This window comes from Gordonia amarae NBRC 15530, assembly GCF_000241345.1.
Classification (GTDB): Bacteria; Actinomycetota; Actinomycetes; order Mycobacteriales; family Mycobacteriaceae; genus Gordonia; species Gordonia amarae.
In genome coordinates this window covers 1-20,152 of record NZ_BAED01000071.1, presented here as the reverse complement: position 1 = coordinate 20,152, position 20,152 = coordinate 1, and the positions used below count along the sequence as shown (strand labels likewise).

Annotated in this window: 20 protein-coding genes; 6 read left to right on the top strand and 14 right to left on the bottom strand. The window is 66.8% G+C overall.

The features are described from left to right. Positions 1-145: 145 nt before the first annotated feature. Entirely contained in the window at positions 146-898 is a 753-nt protein-coding gene (gene thyX / locus GOAMR_RS21040) for an FAD-dependent thymidylate synthase (protein WP_005192750.1), read from the bottom strand. A gap of 239 nt (positions 899-1,137) precedes the next feature. Here thyX and GOAMR_RS21035 point away from each other — a divergent pair, with 239 nt between their 5' ends. Together GOAMR_RS21035 and GOAMR_RS21030 are read left to right on the top strand one after the other, a co-directional pair. Continuing rightward, positions 1,138-2,865: an alkaline phosphatase D family protein gene (locus tag GOAMR_RS21035; protein ID WP_005192747.1), complete on the top strand. Its 1,728-nt coding sequence runs from the start codon at positions 1,138-1,140 to the stop codon at positions 2,863-2,865. Positions 2,866-2,885: 20 nt separating this feature from the next. Then, entirely contained in the window at positions 2,886-3,716 is an 831-nt protein-coding gene (locus GOAMR_RS21030; RefSeq protein ID WP_005192745.1) for a tyrosine-protein phosphatase, read from the top strand. Here GOAMR_RS21030 and GOAMR_RS21025 read toward each other — a convergent pair. From GOAMR_RS21025 to GOAMR_RS21010, 4 genes are all read right to left on the bottom strand, one after another. Next, positions 3,700-4,470 carry an HAD-IIB family hydrolase gene (locus GOAMR_RS21025; protein WP_005192741.1) on the bottom strand — a complete coding sequence of 257 codons (771 nt, stop codon included), beginning with the start codon at positions 4,468-4,470 and terminating at the stop codon, positions 3,700-3,702. The two genes, GOAMR_RS21030 and GOAMR_RS21025, sit on opposite strands and share 17 nt — an antisense overlap. A 141-nt stretch (positions 4,471-4,611) precedes the next feature. After that, positions 4,612-5,838: a winged helix-turn-helix domain-containing protein gene (locus tag GOAMR_RS21020; protein WP_005192738.1), complete on the bottom strand. Its 1,227-nt coding sequence runs from the start codon at positions 5,836-5,838 to the stop codon at positions 4,612-4,614. Positions 5,839-5,853: 15 nt separating this feature from the next. Beyond that, complete coding sequence (locus GOAMR_RS21015; RefSeq protein WP_005192735.1) at positions 5,854-6,357, bottom strand: dihydrofolate reductase; 504 nt, start codon at positions 6,355-6,357, stop codon at positions 5,854-5,856. A gap of 1 nt (position 6,358) precedes the next feature. Then, positions 6,359-7,189, bottom strand: a complete 831-nt coding sequence (locus GOAMR_RS21010) for a thymidylate synthase (RefSeq protein ID WP_040516005.1) — start codon at positions 7,187-7,189, stop codon at positions 6,359-6,361. 172 nt (positions 7,190-7,361) lie between these two features. On the opposite strand from GOAMR_RS21010, the gene GOAMR_RS21005 reads away from it, so the two are divergent. Further along, the gene (locus GOAMR_RS21005; RefSeq protein WP_005192730.1) at positions 7,362-9,008 is read left to right on the top strand and encodes a TerD family protein; all 1,647 of its coding nucleotides are present in this window, start codon (positions 7,362-7,364) and stop codon (positions 9,006-9,008) included. A 41-nt stretch (positions 9,009-9,049) separates the two neighbouring features. Here the strand turns inward: GOAMR_RS21005 and lepB are convergent, their stop codons facing one another. Continuing rightward, positions 9,050-9,925 carry a signal peptidase I gene (gene lepB, locus GOAMR_RS21000; protein ID WP_170319199.1) on the bottom strand — a complete coding sequence of 292 codons (876 nt, stop codon included), beginning with the start codon at positions 9,923-9,925 and terminating at the stop codon, positions 9,050-9,052. Here lepB and GOAMR_RS20995 point away from each other — a divergent pair. Further along, positions 9,899-10,216, top strand: coding sequence for a hypothetical protein (locus tag GOAMR_RS20995; protein ID WP_005192726.1), 318 nt, complete (start codon positions 9,899-9,901; stop codon positions 10,214-10,216). The genes lepB and GOAMR_RS20995 overlap by 27 nt on opposite strands. 468 nt (positions 10,217-10,684) lie before the next feature. On the opposite strand, the gene GOAMR_RS20990 is transcribed toward GOAMR_RS20995, so the two are convergent. The 5 genes from GOAMR_RS20990 to GOAMR_RS20970 form a co-directional block, all read right to left on the bottom strand. After that, positions 10,685-11,140 carry a flavodoxin family protein gene (locus tag GOAMR_RS20990; protein ID WP_005192725.1) on the bottom strand — a complete coding sequence of 152 codons (456 nt, stop codon included), beginning with the start codon at positions 11,138-11,140 and terminating at the stop codon, positions 10,685-10,687. Then, positions 11,137-11,661, bottom strand: coding sequence for a tetratricopeptide repeat protein (locus GOAMR_RS20985; protein ID WP_005192723.1), 525 nt, complete (start codon positions 11,659-11,661; stop codon positions 11,137-11,139). The genes GOAMR_RS20990 and GOAMR_RS20985 overlap by 4 nt, the downstream gene beginning before the upstream one ends. A gap of 3 nt (positions 11,662-11,664) precedes the next feature. Further along, positions 11,665-12,414, bottom strand: coding sequence for a 4-hydroxy-tetrahydrodipicolinate reductase (gene dapB, locus GOAMR_RS20980; protein ID WP_005192720.1), 750 nt, complete (start codon positions 12,412-12,414; stop codon positions 11,665-11,667). Between the two features lie 80 nt (positions 12,415-12,494). Continuing rightward, a complete protein-coding gene (locus GOAMR_RS20975; RefSeq protein WP_005192717.1) occupies positions 12,495-13,268 on the bottom strand; it encodes an NRDE family protein in 774 nt (257 codons plus the stop codon). Positions 13,269-13,329: 61 nt separating this feature from the next. After that, complete coding sequence (locus GOAMR_RS20970; protein ID WP_005192715.1) at positions 13,330-14,829, bottom strand: putative nucleotidyltransferase substrate binding domain-containing protein; 1,500 nt, start codon at positions 14,827-14,829, stop codon at positions 13,330-13,332. A gap of 150 nt (positions 14,830-14,979) precedes the next feature. Here GOAMR_RS20970 and GOAMR_RS23865 point away from each other — a divergent pair, with 150 nt between their 5' ends. Continuing rightward, positions 14,980-15,507: a hypothetical protein gene (locus tag GOAMR_RS23865; protein ID WP_138943844.1), complete on the top strand. Its 528-nt coding sequence runs from the start codon at positions 14,980-14,982 to the stop codon at positions 15,505-15,507. Between the two features lie 121 nt (positions 15,508-15,628). Here the strand turns inward: GOAMR_RS23865 and GOAMR_RS20960 are convergent, their stop codons facing one another. The 3 genes from GOAMR_RS20960 to GOAMR_RS20950 all read right to left on the bottom strand — a co-directional run bounded on the left by GOAMR_RS20960 (position 15,629) and on the right by GOAMR_RS20950 (position 19,710). Next, the gene (locus tag GOAMR_RS20960) at positions 15,629-17,908 is read right to left on the bottom strand and encodes a polyribonucleotide nucleotidyltransferase (RefSeq protein ID WP_005192710.1); all 2,280 of its coding nucleotides are present in this window, start codon (positions 17,906-17,908) and stop codon (positions 15,629-15,631) included. Between the two features lie 406 nt (positions 17,909-18,314). After that, positions 18,315-18,584, bottom strand: coding sequence for a 30S ribosomal protein S15 (gene rpsO, locus GOAMR_RS20955; RefSeq protein ID WP_005192707.1), 270 nt, complete (start codon positions 18,582-18,584; stop codon positions 18,315-18,317). A gap of 157 nt (positions 18,585-18,741) precedes the next feature. Then, positions 18,742-19,710 carry a bifunctional riboflavin kinase/FAD synthetase gene (locus tag GOAMR_RS20950; RefSeq protein WP_083837050.1) on the bottom strand — a complete coding sequence of 323 codons (969 nt, stop codon included), beginning with the start codon at positions 19,708-19,710 and terminating at the stop codon, positions 18,742-18,744. A gap of 139 nt (positions 19,711-19,849) precedes the next feature. Between GOAMR_RS20950 and GOAMR_RS20945 the strand changes: the two genes are divergently transcribed. Then, a partial coding sequence (locus tag GOAMR_RS20945; protein WP_005192703.1) for a metal-dependent transcriptional regulator occupies positions 19,850-20,152 on the top strand: 303 nt, incomplete at its 3' end.

The following is a 20,152-nucleotide window of genomic DNA, read 5'->3' as shown; positions in this document are numbered from 1 at the left end:
TGGTCAAGGCTACCTTCTCCTGGGTGGATCCCGCGCCGGGGCATACCGTCGCGGACGGGGTGTGTCGAGAACGAAAGCGGGTGAGCTGCTCCACCCATGGGACCTGGGCGGGTGCCCAGATCTCACGGGCGTGGCGGGTGGGCGGTCAGCCTTCGAGAACGTACGGCGAGGTGGCCACCTCGGTGCCGTCGGCGAGCGTGCCGATCTCGAAATCGCCGAAGACCGTCGGCGCGGTCCGCATCAGGTGCCGCAGGCATTCGACGGCGAGCTGGCGGATCTCGACGTCGGCGTGTTCGGTGGCCCGCATGCCGATGAAATGCCGCCATGCCCGGTAGTTGCCGGTCACCACGATCCGGGTCTCGGTGGCGTTCGGCAGAACCGACCGGGCCGCCTGCCGGGCCTGCTTGCGGCGCAGGATCGCGTTCGGCACGTCGGCGAACTTCGCTTCGAGGGCCTCCAGCAACTCGACGTAGGCCTCCCGGCTGGCGTCGGTGGCCTTGATGAACAGCTCTTCGAGCGCCTCGTCACCCTTGATCGCCGGCGGGGCCACCACGTTCGAGTCGTGTTCGGGCACGAACCGCTGCGACAGCTGCGAGTAGGAGAAGTGCCGGTGCCGGATCAGTTCATGGGTGCATGAGCGCGAGATCCCGGTGATGTAGAAGGTCACCGACGCGTGTTCGAGCAGCGACAGATGACCCACCTCGAGGATGTGCCGCAGGTATCCGGCGTTGGTCGCGGTGCGCGGGTTCGGCTTGTCCCAGCTCTCGTAGCAGGCGCGGCCGGCGAACTCGACCAGCGCCTCACCGCCGTCGGCGTCGGTGCTCCACGGCACGTCCGGCGGTGGGGTGAACTCTGTGGCCGCCACCATCTGGACCTTCAACGGCACCAGTTCGGACACACCGCCTCCTCCATCGTCGATTCCCGCCGTCCACTCCTTCGCGAGACGAACGCCTCGATTCTCCCCCAACGCCTCCGCCCGGCGTCGTCAGGCCCGCCGATCGGGTGCGCAGGGCCGATCAACCGATGTCGCCATGGTGAATCGACGACGAATTCTGTCTGAGAAGCGGGTGTCGTCCGGCCGACTTGCCCAGGAGTAAGGTGACCAGACGCACACGGGACCGACTGCCATGGCGCATGATGTTCGACGTGCCTACTCAGCCGCCCGTGTCCGGTGCGCCCACCGCTGCCGGGTCCCCCGCGCCCGCCACCCCCGATCGCCGCACTGTGCTGCGGGCCGGCGCCGGCATCGGTGTCGCCGCCACGCTGTACGCCGCCGGATCCGCCGGGCCGGCGTCCGCGGCGCCGTCGAGCGGCGGCACTCACCGGGTGTTCGCGCACGGTGTGGCCTCGGGTGATCCGATGGCCGACCGGATCATCCTGTGGACGCGGGTCACCCCGACCGCGTCCGCCACCCCCGGATCCGGCGTCGGTACTCCGGTACAGGTGACCTGGCGGATCGCCACGGACGTCGAGTTGCGCTCGGTGGTCTCCTCCGGCACCACCACGACCGGCCCCGACCGGGACTTCACCGTGAAGATCGATGCGACGGGCCTGGCCCCCGACACCCGCTATTGGTACGCCTTCACCACCACCGTCGGCGGCACGACACACCGCTCGCCCGTCGGGGCCACCCGCACCGCCCCCGCGCCCGGTGCCGACGTCAGCCGGGTTCGGTTCGGTGTGGTGTCGTGCGCCAACTGGGAGGCCGGCTACTTCGGCGCGTACCGGCATCTGCGCGGCCAGCGGGACCTCACCGCGATCGTGCACCTCGGCGACTACTACTACGAGTACAAAACCGGCGAATACACGGGTAAGGGACCTGCCATCCGGATTCACTCCCCCCGCAACGAGGCCCGGACCCTGCGCGATTACCGGATGCGCCACGCCCAGTACAAGACGGACCCCGACCTGGCCGCCCTGCACCTGGCGCTGCCGTGGATCTGCACCTGGGACGACCACGAGTCCGCCGACAACTCCTGGCGCGGCGGCGCCGAGAACCACTCGGCGTCGGAGGGTCCGTGGGCCACCCGTAAGGCGGCCTCCGAACGCGCCTACTACGAGTGGATGCCGGTGCGCCCGCCGGCCGACCCGAACGGCAGGCACCTGTACCGGCGCCTGGCCTTCGGCAACCTCCTGGACCTGTCGATGCTGGATCTGCGCACCTACCGGGACAAGGAGGCGTCGATGATCTCCCGCAAGATCGATGATCCGGCGCGCACGATCACCGGAAAGACCCAGATGAAGTGGCTGACCGACGGCCTGGCGTCCTCGACGGCCGCGTGGCGGATCGTGGGCAACCCGGTGATGATCACTCCGGTCCTGCTCCCTCCGCTCGACAAGAAGACCACGGCCGCGATCACCGATGTCCTGGGCCTGCCCGAGGGCGGGATCCCCTACAACGCCGACGTGTGGGACGGCTATACCGCCGACCGCAAGAAGCTGCTGCGCACCATCGCGGACAAGCACATCGGCAATGTGGTGTTCATCACCGGCGATATCCACACGTCGTGGGCGTGTGACGTCCCGATCGATGCCGCCGGATACCGGTCCGGGAATGCGGTGGCCACCGAGCTCGTGGTGCCGTCGGTGACGGCCGACAACATCGACGAGATGATCAAGGTCCCCGAGCACACGGTCAGCAACGCGATCCCCCCGGCTCTCACCGCACTCAACCCGTATATCAAGTGGACCGACCTCGACGCACACGGCTACGGGGTGTTCACAGTCACCAAGGCCGCGGTGCAGATGGACTGGTATTTCTTGCGTGACAAGACCAAGCGGCTGACCGGGCAATACCATGCCAGGTCATTCCAGGTCCGCAGCGGATCCAATCGTGTTATTCCGGTAGTCAACCCTATTCGTTAACCCGCGAAAGGAACCTTGTCATGACAACTCGCACGCTTTCCCGGCCTCTGCGCGTGTTCACCAGCGTCGCCGCGGTGTCGGCCATCGCGCTGGCCCCGGCCGTCGCGGGACAGGCCGGTATCGCCTCCGCGGCGCCGAACGACACCGGCTCGTCCACCACCGACGCCCCCGGTGTCGCGACGCCGAGCGTCATCCACCTCGCGGGCACCGAGAACACCCGGACATTCGCCTCATACACCACGACCTCCGGCAAGCACATCTCGCCCGCGGTGATCCGCAGCGACAACCTGTCCAAGCTGACCGCGTCCGACCTCCGGAAGCTGAAGTCGCTGAAGGTGACCTCGATCGTGGATCTGCGCACCCAGATCGAGTACACGGTGCAGCCCGACAAGGCGGTCCCGGGTGCCACCCGCAAGAGTTACGACATCCTCGGGCAGACCCCGATCACCAATCTGGTCGACCTGTCGTCGGCGTACCGGGCGTACATCACCGCACCGTCGGCGCGGGCCGGGTTCCGCAAGACGCTGCTCGACATCAAGAACACCACCTCAAAGGGCAATTCGGTGCTGTTCCACTGCAGCGCGGGCAAGGACCGCACCGGCTGGACCGCGGCGCTGGTGCTGAGCATCCTGGGCGTCGACCGGGGCACCATCGAACGCGACTACCTGGCCAGCAACACCTACCGCCACGCCTCGCCGAACGATCCGCTCAACGGTGTCCGCATCGAATGGCTGCGCACCTCGTTCAACACGGCCAAGGCCAAGTACGGCAGCCTCGACGGCTACCTGCGCAAGGGGCTCGGTCTGACCACCAACGATCTCAACACCCTGCGCGCTAACCTGCTGAGCTGAGCAAGGCGTCGAGCTTGGCGTAGGTGTCGCGCCAGCCCTCGACGGCGATCGAGGTGATACCGAGGTCGGCGACGGGCCGGTCGTTGCCGCCCTCATCGAGCCGGTCGCCGTAGAACAGGATGTCGGCGGTGTCCAGGCCCAGGATCTCCATCAGGCGCCTGGCACCGTACGCCTTGTCGATACCCTTGCGGGTGACATCGACCGAGGTCGATCCGCCGCTGCGGACCTCCAGGTCGGGCAGCCGTTCGGCGGCATAGGCACGCAGGGTTTCTTTCTTGGCGCCGTCGGGATCCCAGGCGGCCTTGGCGTCGACGGGGGCCGACTGACCGAGTGCGCTGTAGGTGATCTGTGAGCCCCTGTCCTCGAGGATCGGTCCCCACGGATCGTCCTCCCACAGCCCGAGCGTCTTCGCACCGGTCTCCAGGATGTCCAGGGTGCGGGCCTTCTCGTCGTCGGACAGGTATTCGGCGTACACCGTCTCCCAGCCGGAGTCGCCGAGCCGCACGTACTGGGTGCCGCAGGTGGGCATCAGATGCAGGTTGGCGGCGTTCGGATCGCCACCGATGCGGCTGAGCACCTGCGCGTCGAACTGCCCGAACTGGCCGCCGGAGATGATGCACACGAGGCCGCGGTCGAGGAGCCGGCGCAGTTGCGCGGCCATCTCGTCGGGCAGTGGGCTCTTGGACGGGGCCAGGGTGTCGTCGAGATCGAACATCACCAGCCGGTACGTGTTCCCGCCGAATTCAACAGCCATCGCGGTTCGGTCCTGCTCTCTGCCATCGCGTGCCCAGCGCACGTCACTGTGCGAGCACACTACGTGGTGTCCGCTAGGGCGCGGCACGGAACACCTGATCGGCAGGCGGTGGCTGTGACCGATATCGCAGGGACCGGGTCCTCACGTTCCAATCGCCCGGGACAGCCTGGCCGCGAGATCACCCGCACCCCCGATCGCGACGCCGTCGAGGCCGAGCCAGCGTGCCATGGTCGTGAGGTCGGTGGCCAGATGCTCGGCGACCAGGTCCCGGTCGCGGCCGGGTTCGAGGTGCGCGGCGGGCACCCGCAACACCCCGGCTGACCGGTCGGCCTTCAGGTCGACACGGGCGGCGATGTCGTCACCGAGGAGATAGGGGTGCACATAGTAGCCGTGCACCCGCTTGTGTGCGGGGGTGTAGATCTCGATCCGGTAGTGAAAGCCGAAGAGCCGCAACGCTCGTGGCCGGAAAAATACGAGCGGGTCGAAGGGTGACAGGATTGTCGAGACACTCACCGCGCGCGGCGTCCGGGCATCGGCGGCCAGGTAGGCAGGTCCATCCCAGCCACCGACGGTCACCTCGCGGACCATGCCCTCCTCGACGGCGTCGTCGATCGCGCGTTGGGTGTCGGCGCGGGACATCCGGTAGTAGTCGGCGATGTCGGCGGGCGTGGCGACGCCCAGTGATGCCGCCGCCCGCGCGACGAGCACGCGCTGCGCATCGGCACGGTCGATGCGGATCGCGGCGACGTCCGGTCCGATGAAGCGTTCGGTGCGGTCGTAGAAGCGGGAGAAGTTGCCGTCGCGGACCGCCGACAACTGTCCCGCGGCGAACAGCGCCTCGCAGATGTGTTTGACCTCGCCGCGCTCCCACCAGCTTCCGGCCTTCCCCTGTCCCCGCACGATGCCCAGGGCCGCTTCGATGTCCCGCGGCATACTCGGGCCGAGGTCGTCGATGACGGCGACGACGTCGTCGGCCATCGCCGCGTTGCGGGCCATCACCTCGCGGGTGTATTTCCACCGGCCACCAGCGAATTCGTCCATGCGCCAACGCATCAGCGGCCAGTCGTCGACGGGGATCAGTGCGGCCTCGTGCGCCCAGTATTCGGCGAGGAAACGCGGTTTGCCCGGCGGCTGCCAAGCTGCCCGGGCCAGCAGTTGCCGGTCGTACGGTCCGAGCCTGGAGAACAGCGGCAGATAGTGCGCCCGGACGGCCACGTTCACCGAGTCCATCTGGATGAGCCCGGTCCGCCCGAGGACCCGTTTCAGATGCGCCATCGTCGGCGCCGCCGTCGGTCGCTTGTCGACGAAACCCTGTGCCGCCAGCGCGATCCGGCGTGCCTGCGCCGCCGACAGCCTGTCCTTGGTCACCCGGGTTCCCGTGTCTCAGTCCGCTATGCGGCGATAGTCGACAAACCGGTATCGGGGTCCGGCCGAGGAGGTCAGCCACTCACCGCGATCGACCTCCTGCCACGTCTCGTCGATCTCGGGTGCGAAGGCATCCGCATTGTCGACGGTGAGATCGATCTCGGTGACGCGGAGTTCGTCGGCGCCGCCGATCGCGGCCCGGTAGATCTGCTCGCCACCCATCACCGACACCGTCGTCCCCTCATCGCGGGCACCCACCAGCGCGTACGCGTCGTCGAGCGACCCGACCACGTCGGCGCCGTCGGCCCGCAACTCGGGGTTGCGGCTGATCACGACGTTGCGCCGGCCCGGCAGCGGCCGGAACCTGGCCGGCAGCGACTCCCAGGTCCGCCGCCCCATGATCACCGGCGACGACCCGGTCAGTTCCTTGAACCGGCGCATGTCCTCGGGCACCCGCCACGGGATGGTGTTGGCCCGGCCGATGGCGCCGTCGCGGTCCTGCGCCCAGACGAGTTGGATCACGTCAGACGGCCACAGGCGCGGCGATACCCGGGTGCGACTGGTACCCGATCACCTCGATGTCGTCGTACTCGTAGTCGAACAACGAGTCCCGGTGCCGCAGCCGCAACGTCGGGTAAGGGTACGGTTCTCGCGACAGTTGCCGCGTCACCTGCTCGACGTGATTGTCGTAGATGTGGCAGTCGCCGCCCGTCCAGATGAATTCGCCCACGTCGAGACCGGCCTGCGCGGCCATCATGTGGGTCAGCAGCGCGTACGAGGCGATATTGAACGGGACCCCGAGGAACAGATCGGCGCTGCGCTGGTACAGCTGGCACGACAGCTTGCCGTCGGCCACATAGAACTGGAAGAACGCGTGGCACGGCGGCAGCGCCATCTGTGGAATCTCCCCCACATTCCACGCCGACACGATGTTGCGCCGCGAATCCGGGTTGGTCTTGAGCATCTCGAGCGCCGCGGAGATCTGGTCGATGTGCTCCCCCGACGGCGTCGGCCACGCCCGCCACTGCGCCCCGTAGATCGGGCCGAGCTCACCGAAGTCGTCGGCCCACTCGTCCCAGATGGTGACCCCATGCTCGTGTAGCCAGCCGACGTTCGAGTCGCCGCGCAGGAACCACAGCAGCTCGTAGATGATCGACTTCAGATGCACCTTTTTGGTGGTGATCAGCGGAAACCCGGCCGCCAGGTCGTAGCGCAGCTGATGCCCGAAGATGCTGCGGGTGCCGGTCCCGGTGCGGTCGGCCTTCGGGGTGCCGCCGGCAAGCACCAGCCGCAACAGATCCTCGTAGGGGGTGGGAATGTCGCCCGGCGCGGGGCTGGTCGCGTGGAAGGGCATGCTCACCCGCGCAAGTTTACGCACGTCTCAGGCACGGCCCGGCCGCCGTGCCTCCACGGCCACCGCCCGGCGACACGGGAAGTCTGAGCGTCGAACTGGGCGAGATGGCGAGTAACCGTGGGCGAACCCCAGTCTCGACTGTGCGTCGTACACTGCCGATACGATTCCGTTCATGACCAGCGGCGCTACGACATCACTCACAGCGGGAGCCAACGTCTCCCTCCAGACAGTCCCGACGTCAGTACTCGTCGCCACGAACGACCCCGCTCACTCCGTCGATGCGCAAGCATTGCTGCTAACCACGGCAGGACGGGTGCGCACTGACGACGACTTCGTCTTCTACAACCAGCCCCGGCATCCGTCAGGTGCGGTGGCAGTGACCGCCACACCGACGGCGGCGGCGGTCACAATTGATGTGCCGCATCTGGAGTTGCCCGTTGACCGAATTGTGCTGTGTTTGTCGGCGGAGGACCCGATCGCCGACTCGCGGTTCGCTGTCACCCTCACCTGCGAGCAGCGGTCCGTGACAGTCGTGCGGTTCGACTGTGCTTGGCCGTCCGGTGTGGCGGCCCTGATGGTGGGTGAGTTCTATCGACGAGCAGGTGGCTGGAAGTTTCGGGCCATCGGGCAGGGGTGGAGTTCGGGTCTGGCCGGATTGGCAACTGAGTTCGGTGTCAACATCGATGACGATCCCACTCCTAGCTGTGGCGCTCCCACCACACCTCACCCGGCCGTTGATCCAGCGCCTGCGCCCCAGAGCACGGTCCCCGCGGGGTGGTTCTCTGACCCAGCAACCGACACGATACTGCGGTGGTGGGATGGCACCACCTGGACTGGACACACCAGGCCCCTGCACAACCTGCCCGGCACGTGTCCACGGTGCGGCAATCAACTCAAGACTCGTCTGATGGGCCGGGCCACCCGGCCATGCAGGTTCTGTGAGAACCAGATCCGCCAGTTCATGGAAAGTTGGCGTCCGCAGTTGGCACAGGTTCTCGACACTTCCGGCCCGCACAGCGATCAGTGGGATCGTCTGTGGATGCAGTTGCAGTTTGAGCAGATCGCTGATTCGGTCGGCCGGGCGGCACTGGATGACGTCGGACTCGCCCACCTGGAGCAGCTAGCAACGTTCGCGTTCGCCGACGGTGAGATCGAAGACACCGAACTCGCTGACTTCGAAACTGCGCTCGCCGATCTCGGGCTGTCGCCGAGTCCTCAGCTCAGCATATTGAAGCAACGCATGCAGCGCGGCCGGGAAATGACGAAGATCCGCGCCGGTGAACTGCCCATCGCCACGCCCTCTGATATCCACTTGGACTCCGACGAAGTCCTGTACCTGGACGTGCACGCCCAACTGATCCGATACCTCGCCAACGGACCAAAAACCACGCCCGGTCGGTTGCTGGTGTCGAACAAGAAGATCCGGTTTATCGGTACCGGCGGCGGTCAGACGAACTGGGACAAGATCGTCGGGGTGCGCGCCGAATACCGAAATCTAGTCGTCTCGGCAGCTACTGCCCGCGGCGCTGCCCAGTACACCGTCGCCGATGTCGACTACGTCGCCGCAGTCACCGAGGGCGCGCTACGGATCGCAAAGCGCCAGGTACTCGCTCCCGGGGAACGAGACTCCCGTTCAGTACCCCAGCACGTACGGGCAGAGGTTTTCCGACGCTGCGGGGGTCGTTGCGTCGAATGCGGATCGACGTCCTACCTCGAATACGACCACATAATCCCCTGGAGTCGGGGTGGCGCGACCAGCGTCGAGAACCTTCAAATCCTTTGCCGTGCCTGTAATCAGGCGAAGGGCGCACGCATCTGAACAGGTCTGACCGGTTGAGTCCACATCAGGCTGGAGGACGATCACGGCTGGGGATTGACGACGTCCATGCCGCCGATCCGTGAGAGCGGGAATACGATGAACCGGACCTTGCCGCGGATTTCGCTGACGGGGACGGTGCCGTTCAGTTCATCGGTGATGTGGGCGCGGGAGTCGGCGGAGGAGAGCCGGTTGTCACCCATCACCCACACGTTGCCGTCGGGGACGGTGATCGGACCGAAGTCGGTGCCGTAGCAACTGGTCGGTGTGCCTGCTGCGGTGTCCGCTTGCAGTGCGGTGTCGATGTACGGCTCACGCAACGGTTTCCCGTCGACGGTGACGCCGCGGCCGTCGGCATTCTTGCAGGCGACGGTCTGCCCACCGGTCGCGATGACACGTTTGACGAGGTTGTACTCGTCCGGTGGGGCGAAACCGAACCACGAAAATCCGTCCTGAACACCTTTGATCACCACATTCGATGATCGCCGTGATGTCCAGCCGCCCTCCCAGGATTCGGTGGGCGCGTTGAAGACGACGACGTCCCCGGGTTTCGGATCACCGAACCGGTAGGCGAGCTTGTCGATGACGATATGGTCGTTGCTGCATCCGGCACAGCCGTGCAGGGTCGGCTCCATCGACTCCGACGGGATCACGTACTGCCGCCCGATGAATGTCTGTAAGACCCAGGTCAGCAGCAACACGCAGGCCACGACGATGACGATCTCGCGGACCGTCGAGCGCCGCTTCTCAGGATTATCGGTTGCGCCGATCGGACCCTGGTCACCATCATCGGTGTTGACATGCTCTTCGTGCGCGGCATCGGTTGCCTCGGTACCGGTGTCACGTGTGGTTGGTTCCCCGGTGGTCGAGTTAGGACGGAAAGGTGGCACGAGATGTCCGAGAAGCCCCCCAAGCTGCATGTCACACAGCATGCCATTTTCACCGAGAGCGACGGCGCCTGGACCGGCCGCTACGGCGGCGAGAATTGGTCGGTCACCGCCACATCGAAGCAGGAAGCCCTCGACCTGATGGTGGAAAAGCTGGAATCGGTCAGCGACGACTACGCCCGCAACGAGCGACTCATCAGACTTGCCGAAAGGGTCATCGCCGGTACCCACACCGAGGAAGGTTTCGAAGCCGAGTACATCACCGAAACCTCGTACGAGGACCGGATGATCGAGCTCATGGAAACCCAGTTCGATGACGACTGACCCCGGCGATCACCACATCAGAGTGCTTGCCCAGCACATCGATCGAGGGTTACCGATCTTCTCGTCCCGATCGGAGGTCACCGCCTGCGAGACCGACCGATCGATGATCGGCCGCAAGATCGTCCAACGACGACAACATGTTCAGCGACAATTCCGCCGGCACTTCAAGTGACACGGGACCTCTTGAGCAGTCGGGTGATTCATGGGCAGCCTCGGACGTTCACACAATATTGGATTAATAATCCACCGCCGCCTCCGGCGACCGGCTCCATGACACACCACGCATGGACACTCCTGGGAGGGAGATCTGTGATCGACAGGCATCACGATTCAGCCGGGCTGTGATCCGGTCCGCGGGTCACCCGCCTGAACAGTGCATCGATCGGTTGACCGCATTCTGGAAACACCGCTTACCGAGTACGAGTACACCCCGCGACGATCTGGGCCTTCTCGTGCAGTATTTTCGCGTCACTGCTCCATGAGTCCGGCGGCCACGGACGCGCCGAGCTCCCAGCACCGTTCCAGGTCAGCTTTCTCGGGCTTGTTGGAGACGATGACGTCGTCGGCGGCCTTCACCCATCCGAGGCCTGCCGTGATCGACGTGACGGCACGCTCGGCGCCCTCGGTCCCCTCGTTGCCGTGCAGGTACAGACCGTATGGACGACCGCGCGTCGAATCGAGAATCTGGTAGTAACTGGTGTCGAAGGCGTGCTTGAGCGCGCCGGAAATATAGCCGAGGTTGGCCGGGGTGCCGAGCAGGTAGCCGTCGGCCTCCAGGAAGTCGGTGACCGTCACCGACAGGGCCGCACGGCGGACCACTTCCACACCCTCGATCTCCGGGTCGGTCGCGCCGCTGATCACGGCTTCAAACATCGCCTGGCAGTGCGGCGACGGCGTGTGGTGGACGATCAGCAGCCTGCTCACGAGCCCGAGGCCTTTCCGGCGTCGTGATATTGGGCGACGGCCCGTTTCATCATCTCGCGGGCGCGGGTGCGGTCGCCGGCGTAATCGTAGGCGCGGGCGATGCGGTAGGTGTTGCGCCAATCGTCGGGGTCGGCTTCCCATTCGACCTTGACCTGGGCGAACAGCTCATCGGCCACGTCACGTTCGAGACGCCCCGACGGCCGCTTGGGAAGGTGCGAGATGTCGAGCTCACGGCCTTCCTCTGTGATCACGCGGGCGAGTTGCTGGTGTTCGATGCCGGCGCGCAGCGTCGAGTACACCAGCCACACCCCGATGATCGGCAGGATGATGACGCCGATGCCGAGCCCGATCCCGGCGACACCACCGTCGGCGATCAACCCGACACCGCGCCACCCGAGCAGCACGAAGTACACGCACAGCGCGACGATCAGGAAACCGATCAGCCACACGATCGGCCGGGCATCCTTCTGCTTGGCAGCCTTCTGCGTGCTGCCGGGATCCTCTGAGTTCTCCGGGGCCATCGCCTACAGGTCCATGAAGTGTTCGAGGCCGACGGTCAGCCCCGGATGGGCGGCCACATTGCGCACGCCGAGCAGCACACCGGGCGCGAACGACGACCGGTCGAGTGAATCGTGCCGGATGGTCAGGGTCTCACCCTGGGTGCCCAGCAGCACCTCCTGGTGGGCGACGAGACCGGCCAGGCGCACCGAATGCACCCGGACCCCCGACACCTCGGCGCCGCGCGCACCGTCGAGTTCCTGGCTGGTCGCGTCCGGGCACGGCGCCAGACCCGCGTCGGCGCGCGCCTGCCCGATCAGTTCGGCGGTGCGGTACGCGGTCCCCGACGGGGCGTCGGCCTTGTGCGGGTGATGCAGTTCGATGACCTCGACCGACTCGTAGAAGCGGGCGGCCTGCTGCGCGAACCGCATCGACAGCACCGCGCCGATCGCGAAGTTGGGGGCGATGAGCACCCCGACGCCCGGATTGGCGGCGAGCCAGCCGCGCACGGTGTCGAGGCGGTCGGCGGAAAAGCCGGTGGTGCCGACGACGGCGTGGATGCCGTTGTTGATGAGGAACTCCAGGTTGCCCATCACCACGTCGGGGTGGGTGAAGTCGACGACCACCGAGGTCTGGGTGTCGGTGAACGTCGTGAGGGCGTCATCCTTGTCGACGCCGGCGCTGTAGGTGAGGTCGTCGGCCGCCTCGACGGCCGCCACGATCGCCTGCCCGACTTTGCCGTTGCTGCCGAGCACGCCGACGTTGATTCCGCTCACTGCCACTTCCTCACGTTTGTCACCGGTCCTGGTCCCGGGACAAGTCTACGTTCGCCCACATCGGCCGACGCCACGGCCGCCTACCACTCCACAGTCGACTGGTCCAGGTAGGTACCCTCGTCGAATCGCCGTTCGGTGAGGATCCCGTGGCCGTCGGCGCGCATCCACAGGACAGAGCTGGTCCGGGTGCCGTATCCGGGGGTGCGGATAAACGCCGGCGACAGGTCCCGTTCGCGGCCGATCCCGACACCGGTGTCGGGCAGCAGGTCGTCGGGCGCGGGCCGGTCGTCGGCAAGGACCGCGAACAGGGCTTCGTCGGCCGCGGTGGTCTGCGGCGGCGCGGTTCTCAGCGCCGCGGTGACCGCCTCGACGGTGCGCGCCACCTTGGGCCAGGAATTGTCCAGGGCACCGTTGGACAGCCCGTGCACGCCGTCGGCGACCCGCTGCGCCGCGATCTCGGGCCTGTTGGCCGCCCACCATACCGAATCACCGTCGGACACCACAAGATTGACCGGGGCATACTCAGCCGCGGTGTCGGTGAGGCGCCGCGCCTCGTCGGCCGGGGAGATGCCGGAGGTGAGGAAGTCGACGGGCAGCGCACCCCGCGATCGTTTGTCGGGCTCGGGCACCGGATCACCGTCGCGCACATTGGTGACGGCCGCGAACCGTCCGGGCACCTCGGCGCTCACCCCCATCCAGGTTCCGCCTGCCACCGCATCCCGGCCCCCGATGACCGGCAGATCCGCCCACCGGTGCACCGGTACTGTCTCGCGGGCATAGAACTCGTCCCGGTTGGCGGCCACCACCAAGGGAAAACCGTCGATCACGTTGACCGCGAACACAATCAAACACATCTGTCACCACATTCCTGACCCGGGCCCCTGCCGGATCCACCTCATCGCACGCCGATCAGCGTCAACCGATCAGGGGAAGATTCTGCCCGAGATTGTCGAGCCGGCGTTGGATACCGGCGATCTCCCGTACCGATTGCGCGACGAGACTCCGGTCGAGCGGAGACAGGCGCTTCATCTCCAGCAGGTCGCTGACCGGTTCGCCACGGTCGAACTGGGCGACCTGATAGTTCAGGCGCACCCGCTGTAGCACCTCGAATACTTCGATCAGCGTGGCCGCCTGATCACCCGGCAGGACGACGCTGCCCGCCGCCGCCCGCAGCCGCGACCTGGTGTCACGCTCGTCGGAACCGGCGAACAGCGCCACCCAGCGGGCGATGTCGGTGAGCGGCGCGAGGGCGTGTTCCTTGATATCGAAGGTGCCGCCCTTACCGGAGAATACATCCCGCATCGTGCGGATCCGGGCCTTGGTGGTCAGGGCCTCAGCCAGCAACATGCCCATGGTGGTGCGGCGGGACCGCAGCCCGTCGAGGACGTTCTCCATTCCGGTGCCGCCGGCTCCCCAGATCGGCCGGGAGTCGAGTAGCAGCGACGTGTACACGATCGCCTCGTCCTTGAGGGGTGACTCCATCCACTGCTGGGCCGCGTCGTGCCATTCCCCGCGCCTGCGGGAGAACCACGGTTTGGAGGCGACGACGCCGTTGAGGTCGATGGCCAGACCCCCGCCGCCCGCGATGCCGATCACCTCGGCACAGGCCTGGCGGAATCGGGCGATGTCGGCGTCGGACACCTCGTCGGCGAAGGCCACCGCCGAGTCGACATCGGAGCTGAGTACGGCGTCGCGACGGGCGTTGCTGCCCAACGACAGCCAGCGGATCCCGGACGGATCGAGGCCGTGCCGCTCGCTCACCAGATCAAGTGCGCGGCGCACCACCGCATCACTGAGCAGCGACGCGATCGCACTCACCTCGTGCGCCGCCTGGCCCCGGCGGACCAGGTCGGCGACGAAGTACGGGATCCGTTTGGCATGCTGCTGCAGCCCCGACGGGGTGGCTGCGACGGCGATCTGCCGGCGCAGTGTGAGGCTCGGACCGGCCGGCGCCGACAGCAGGTCAGCGGCGGTTACCGCGCCGAGCAGGGTGCCCGCGGTGTCGATGACGGGCACACACGTCAGCTCCTGTTCGAGGACGAGGGCCAGCACAGCGGCGACCGGGGTGTCCGCGGCGACCGCCGGCACCGGTGGGCCGACGATCGCACCGACGGCCGTCTGCGGGTCGACGCCGCGGGCCACCACGTCGGCCCTGATGCCCACGTCCGTCAGCACACCGAACCCTGCGCCGAGCGCGACCATCAGCGCCGCGAACCCGCGCTCTGTCATCACCGTGGCCGCGTCCCGGACGGTCATCGACGCCGGAACCACCAGCGGCTCGCCCGTGATGAGTGCGCCGATCGCTCCGGCGGGCGCCTCGTCGACGCGGCGCGGCACGGTCAGTTTGTCACCGGTCGGACCCGTCTCCCATCCGCCCGAATGCGGCATCGGGGGCCGCGGAGTCGACTGTTGCACCCTGTGATTCTACGGTCGCTCCCCGATCGCCGAGCCTGTGGATAACTCTCGGCAGCCACCTCCGGAACCCGTTACGCTTGACGGACAGAACATCGGCGAAGGGGGCAGCGCATGGCGGATCCAGACGACCTGGATGCACGACTGCGGAATGTGGAACGCGAGGTCGAGGGCCTCAAGACCGAGAACAAGGAACTGCGCCGTGACGTCTCCGCGGCCCGGGTTCTCGCGGCCGGCGCTGACCAGGATGTCAGCAACATGCACGCCGCGTTCCGGGCGCAGACGATGGTCCTGAACGCCATGCGCGAAACCCAGCTTGAGCACGGCAAGCGCATCGGTGGTCTCGATCAACGCATGGGCGGTCTCGATCAACGCATGGACGGTCTCGATCAACGCATGGGCGGTCTCGATCAACGCATGGACGGTCTCGATCAACGCATGGATGGCCTCGATCAACGCATGGACGGTCTCGATCAACGCATGGATGGCCTCGATCAACGCATGGACGGTCTCGATCAACGCATGGACGGTCTCGATCAACGCATGGCTGGCCTCGAATCCGAAATGCGCACGGGCTTTGCCACGATGGCCGCCGGAATGCAGCAGATCACCACCCTGCTCACCACCGCGCTCGACGACGGATCATTCGGCCTCGGCCGCAATCGTCCGGGCAACACCTGAGATCCGACCCCATCTGAGATCCGACCCATCTAGGATCCGACAACCGTCACACGAGGGCGGCCCGCCATCCCGGTCAGGATGGCGGGCCGCCCCGTTGACGCTGTCGATCAGGTGATCGCCGTCAGGCGTTTGCCTTCTCGGTGTCGTCGGCCTTGGCCTCGCTCGCCTTGTCGTCGTCCACCGGGACGAGGCTGATCTTGCCGCGCTCGTCGATGTCGGCGATCTCCACGCGCAGCTTGGAGCCGACGTTGACCACGTCCTCCACCTTGTTGATGCGCTTGCCCTTGCCGAGCTTGGAGATGTGCACCAGACCGTCGCGGCCCGGAAGCAGCGATACGAACGCGCCGAAGGCGGTGGTCTTGACCACGGTGCCCAGGAAGCGTTCGCCCACCTTGGGCAGCTGCGGGTTGGCGATGGCGTTGACCTTGTCGATCGCGGCCTGCGCGGACGGGCCGTCGGCGGCGCCGACGAACACGGTGCCGTCGTCCTCGATGGAGATGTTGGCGCCGGTCTCCTCGGTGATGCCGTTGATCGTCTTGCCCTTGGGGCCGATCAGCTCACCGATCTTGTCGACGGGGATCTTGATGGTGGTGATCCGCGGCGCGTACGGGCTCATCTCGTCGGGCTCGTCGATGGCCTCGGCCATCACGTCGAGGATGGTCAGGCGGGCGTCCTTGGCCTGGCCGAGCGCACCGGCGAGCACGTGCGACGGGATGCCGTCGAGCTTGGTGTCGAGCTGCAGCGCGGTCACGAAGTCCTTGGTGCCGGCGACCTTGAAGTCCATGTCGCCGAAGGCATCCTCGGCGCCCAGGATGTCGGTGAGGGCGACGTAGCGGGTTTCCCCGTTCACCTCGTCGGACACCAGACCCATGGCGATACCGGCGACCGGGGCACGCAGCGGCACACCGGCGTTCAGCAGCGACATGGTGGAGGCGCACACCGAACCCATCGAGGTGGAACCGTTGGAGCCCAATGCCTCCGACACCTGACGGATCGCGTAGGGGAAGTCCTCGACGCTCGGCAGCACCGGCACCAGGGCACGCTCGGCGAGAGCACCGTGGCCGATCTCGCGGCGCTTGGGCGACCCGACGCGACCGGTTTCACCGGTGGAGTACGGCGGGAAATTGTAGTGGTGCATGTACCGCTTGGAGGTCTCGGGTCCGAGCGAGTCGATCTGCTGGGCCATCTTCACCATGTCGAGGGTGGTGACGCCCAGGATCTGGGTTTCGCCACGCTCGAACAGGGCCGAACCATGGGCGCGCGGGATCACGGCGACCTCGGCGGACAGCGACCGGATGTCGGTGATGCCGCGGCCGTCGATGCGGAAGTGATCGGTCAGGATGCGCTGGCGCACCAGCTTCTTGGTGAGCGAACGGAACGCCGCACCGATCTCCTTCTCGCGGCCCTCGAACTGGCCGGCGAGCTGGTCGAGGATCTCACCCTTGAGCTCGTCGGTGGCGTCCTCACGCTCGTGCTTGCCGGCGATGGTGAGGATCTGCGACAGCTTGTCGGTGGCCGCGGCGGCGACGGCGTCGAAGGCGTCGGCCTCGTATGCCGGGAACAGCGGGAATTCGCCGGTCTCCTTGGATGCGGCTGCGGCCATCGACTTCTGCGCCTCGCACAGGGCGGCGATGAACGGCTTGGCGGCTTCCAGGCCCTCGGCGACGATGGCCTCGGTGGGTGCCTGCGCACCACCGGCGATGATGTCGATGACGTTCTCGGTGGCCTCGGCCTCGACCATCATGATGGCGACGTCGGCGTCGGCACCTTCACCGGAGACGATGCGTCCGGCGACGACCATGTCGAAGACGGCGCCTTCGAGCTGCTCGACGGTCGGGAACGCGACCCACTGGCCGGCCTTGTTCTCCTCTGTCGGGATGAGGGCGACTCGGACACCGCCGACGGGGCCGGAGAACGGCAGGCCGGCGATCTGGGTGGACGCCGACGCGGCGTTGATGGCGAGCACGTCGTACAGATCCTGCGGGTTGAGGCTCATGACGGTGACGACGACCTGGATCTCGTTGCGCAGGCCGTCGACGAACGACGGGCGCAGCGGCCGGTCGATGAGGCGGCAGGTGAGGATGGCGTCGGTGGACGGGCGGCCCTCGCGGCGGAAGAACGAGCCGGGGATACGGCCGGCGGCGTACATGCGCTCTTCGACGTCGACGGTCAGCGGGAAGAAGTCGAAGTGTTCCTTCGGCTGCTTGGATGCCGCGGTGGTGGACAGCAGCATCGTCTCGTCATCGAGGTAGGCGGTCACCGAACCGGCGGCCTGCAGGGCGAGCCGTCCGGTCTCGAACCGGATGGTGCGGGTGCCGAAGCTGCCGTTGTCGATGACGGCGGTGGCTTCGGTGATCGAGTCGTCGAAGTCCTCGGCGACGTCGGTATTCACATCGGTCATGTGAGGTGGGGATTCCCTTCGTGTCGGCCGCACAGCGGTCGCGGCCGGGTGTGTTTCCGGCGAGGCCGGATCTTGTGGACAGCCCGACGGCACGCAGCACACCGTCAGGTGCGCGCGAACGGCATCGAGCGTGGTGGAGTCAAGGCATAGCGCGGATCAGATACGTCGGACACGACCATGTGTGCCCGGTTCCGCGGAGACGGCCTTCGATCGAAGCGGCCGGAACCCTTGTTCCGGCGGCCACTACCGAGGACCGATCTGCCGACGATTCCCGTATTAAACCTGGGTATGTCTTGACAACAGCCTGTTCAACAGTATCACTGTCGGATCTGTTGACAGGAATAACACCGCGGCCGCCCCCGGAGGTCCGGGAGCGGCCGCGGCGAAGCAAGTAGTGCGCGAGGTCTCAGCGACGCAGGCCGAGGCGCTCGATGAGCGAACGGTAGCGGTTGATGTCGACCTTGGCGACGTACTTGAGCAGACGACGACGACGGCCGACGAGCAGCAGCAGGCCGCGGCGGCTGTGGTGGTCGTGCTTATGCTGCTTGAGGTGCTCGGTGAGGTCGGTGATGCGCTTGGTCAGCAGCGCCACCTGGGCCTCCGGCGAGCCGGTGTCGGTCTCGTGCAGGCCGTACTCGGCCAGGATGACCTTCTTCTGTTCGGCGGTCAAAGCCATGGGGATACTCCCTGTTGTTTCAGTTCCGCGCTCTGTTGTCCGTCCCCGGCACCTACCAGGTGCCCGATCCGGTGGTGCGCCGCCGCGGACCGCAGCAACACCGACGGACAAATCTACCAGCGGACCGGACCTGCTCCCAAATCAGGAGCGCACCGGTTCAGGAGTCCGCCGCATCCAGGATGACGCGCGTCTTCTCGACGTCGCGGTTCATCTCGGCGATGAGGTCGTCGACGTTGGCGAACGGTTCCATGCCGCGGATGCGGCTGACGAAGTCGACGGCCACGTGCTGGCCGTACAGATCGGCCGACTTGTCGAGGACGAACGCCTCGACGGTGCGGGTGCGCCCGGAGAACGTCGGGTTGGTGCCGACGGAGACCGCGGCCTGGTACCGCTGTCCCGGCTCGACCTGCCCGGCGACCGGCGCCTGACCGAGAACGGTGAACCAGGCGGCGTACACACCGTCGGCGGGGATCGCCGAATACATGGGCGGCGCGACGTTGGCCGTCGGGAATCCGAGATCACGGCCACGCTTCTCACCGTGCACGATCACCCCCTCGACGCGGTGCGGCCGGCCGAGAGCCTCCGCGGCGCTTTCGACGTCACCGGCGGCGACGCAGGAGCGGATGTAGGTGGACGAGAACGTGACGGCGTGTTCGCCGAACAACGAGATCGCCTCCACCTCGAACCCGAACCGCTGCCCCAGTTCGGCCAGCCTGGGCACGTCCCCCGCCGCTTTACGGCCGAAGGTGAAGTTGTCGCCGACCACGACGACCGCCGCGTGCAGGTACTCGACGAGCACCTCGTGCGCGAAATCCTTGGGTGTCCGGGACATCAGCTCCGGCGTGAACGGCATGACGCAGAACACGTCGATGCCGAGTTCCTCGGCCAGTTCGGCACGGCGCGTGAGCGTGGTCAGTTGCGGCGGATGAGCGCCCGGCCGCACCACCTCGGTGGGATGCGGGTCGAAGGTCATCAGCACCGACGGGATTCCGCGTTCGGTGGCCGCAGCCGTGGCCGCGTTGATGAGCTGGGCGTGCCCCCGGTGCACACCGTCGAAAACCCCGATAGTGACCACGCAGCGACCCCAATCGGCGGGGATGTCTTCCAAGCCTCTCCAACGCAACACGCGCACAAGCCTACGACCGCCCGGCGGTTGCAACCACCACGGACACCCGACACACCGGCGACAGGTACGTGAATGGTGGCGCGGCGTACGTCGTCGCGCCCGCGAGAGGTTCGGAACCGAATGGCTTACAGTGGCAGCTATGCCCAACTCGCGCGCACGCTCGGCGCGGCCCTCCGGCCCCGGTTCCGGACGCGCGGTCACCGACCTGTCATCGGTGACGCAGGACTACCTCAAGGTGATCTGGACCAGCCAGGAGTGGGCCGAGGTGAAGGTCACCACCAAAATGCTCGCCGAATCGCTCGGGGTGTCGGCGTCGACGGCATCGGAGGCCATCCGCAAACTCGCCGAGCAGGGCCTGGTGTCCCACGAACGCTACGGAGCGGTGACTCTGACCGAGGAGGGCCGCACCGCCGCCATCCACATGGTGCGCCGCCACCGCCTT

What these genes read in the sequence shown, in the direction of transcription:
- GOAMR_RS21010 (WP_040516005.1), bottom strand. Translation starts at nt 7,189, where the DNA reads ATGCCCTTCCACGCGACCAGCCCCGCGCCGGGCGACATTCCCACCCCC.
- GOAMR_RS20960 (WP_005192710.1), bottom strand. Translation starts at nt 17,908, where the DNA reads ATGACCGATGTGAATACCGACGTCGCCGAGGACTTCGACGACTCGATC.
- GOAMR_RS21035 (WP_005192747.1), top strand. Translation starts at nt 1,138, where the DNA reads ATGTTCGACGTGCCTACTCAGCCGCCCGTGTCCGGTGCGCCCACCGCT.
- GOAMR_RS20985 (WP_005192723.1), bottom strand. Translation starts at nt 11,661, where the DNA reads ATGGCCCCGGAGAACTCAGAGGATCCCGGCAGCACGCAGAAGGCTGCC.
- GOAMR_RS21005 (WP_005192730.1), top strand. Translation starts at nt 7,362, where the DNA reads ATGACCAGCGGCGCTACGACATCACTCACAGCGGGAGCCAACGTCTCC.
- rpsO (WP_005192707.1), bottom strand. Translation starts at nt 18,584, where the DNA reads ATGGCTTTGACCGCCGAACAGAAGAAGGTCATCCTGGCCGAGTACGGC.
- GOAMR_RS21025 (WP_005192741.1), bottom strand. Translation starts at nt 4,470, where the DNA reads ATGGCTGTTGAATTCGGCGGGAACACGTACCGGCTGGTGATGTTCGAT.
- GOAMR_RS20995 (WP_005192726.1), top strand. Translation starts at nt 9,899, where the DNA reads ATGTCCGAGAAGCCCCCCAAGCTGCATGTCACACAGCATGCCATTTTC.
- GOAMR_RS20975 (WP_005192717.1), bottom strand. Translation starts at nt 13,268, where the DNA reads ATGTGTTTGATTGTGTTCGCGGTCAACGTGATCGACGGTTTTCCCTTG.
- lepB (WP_170319199.1), bottom strand. Translation starts at nt 9,925, where the DNA reads ATGCAGCTTGGGGGGCTTCTCGGACATCTCGTGCCACCTTTCCGTCCT.
- GOAMR_RS21030 (WP_005192745.1), top strand. Translation starts at nt 2,886, where the DNA reads ATGACAACTCGCACGCTTTCCCGGCCTCTGCGCGTGTTCACCAGCGTC.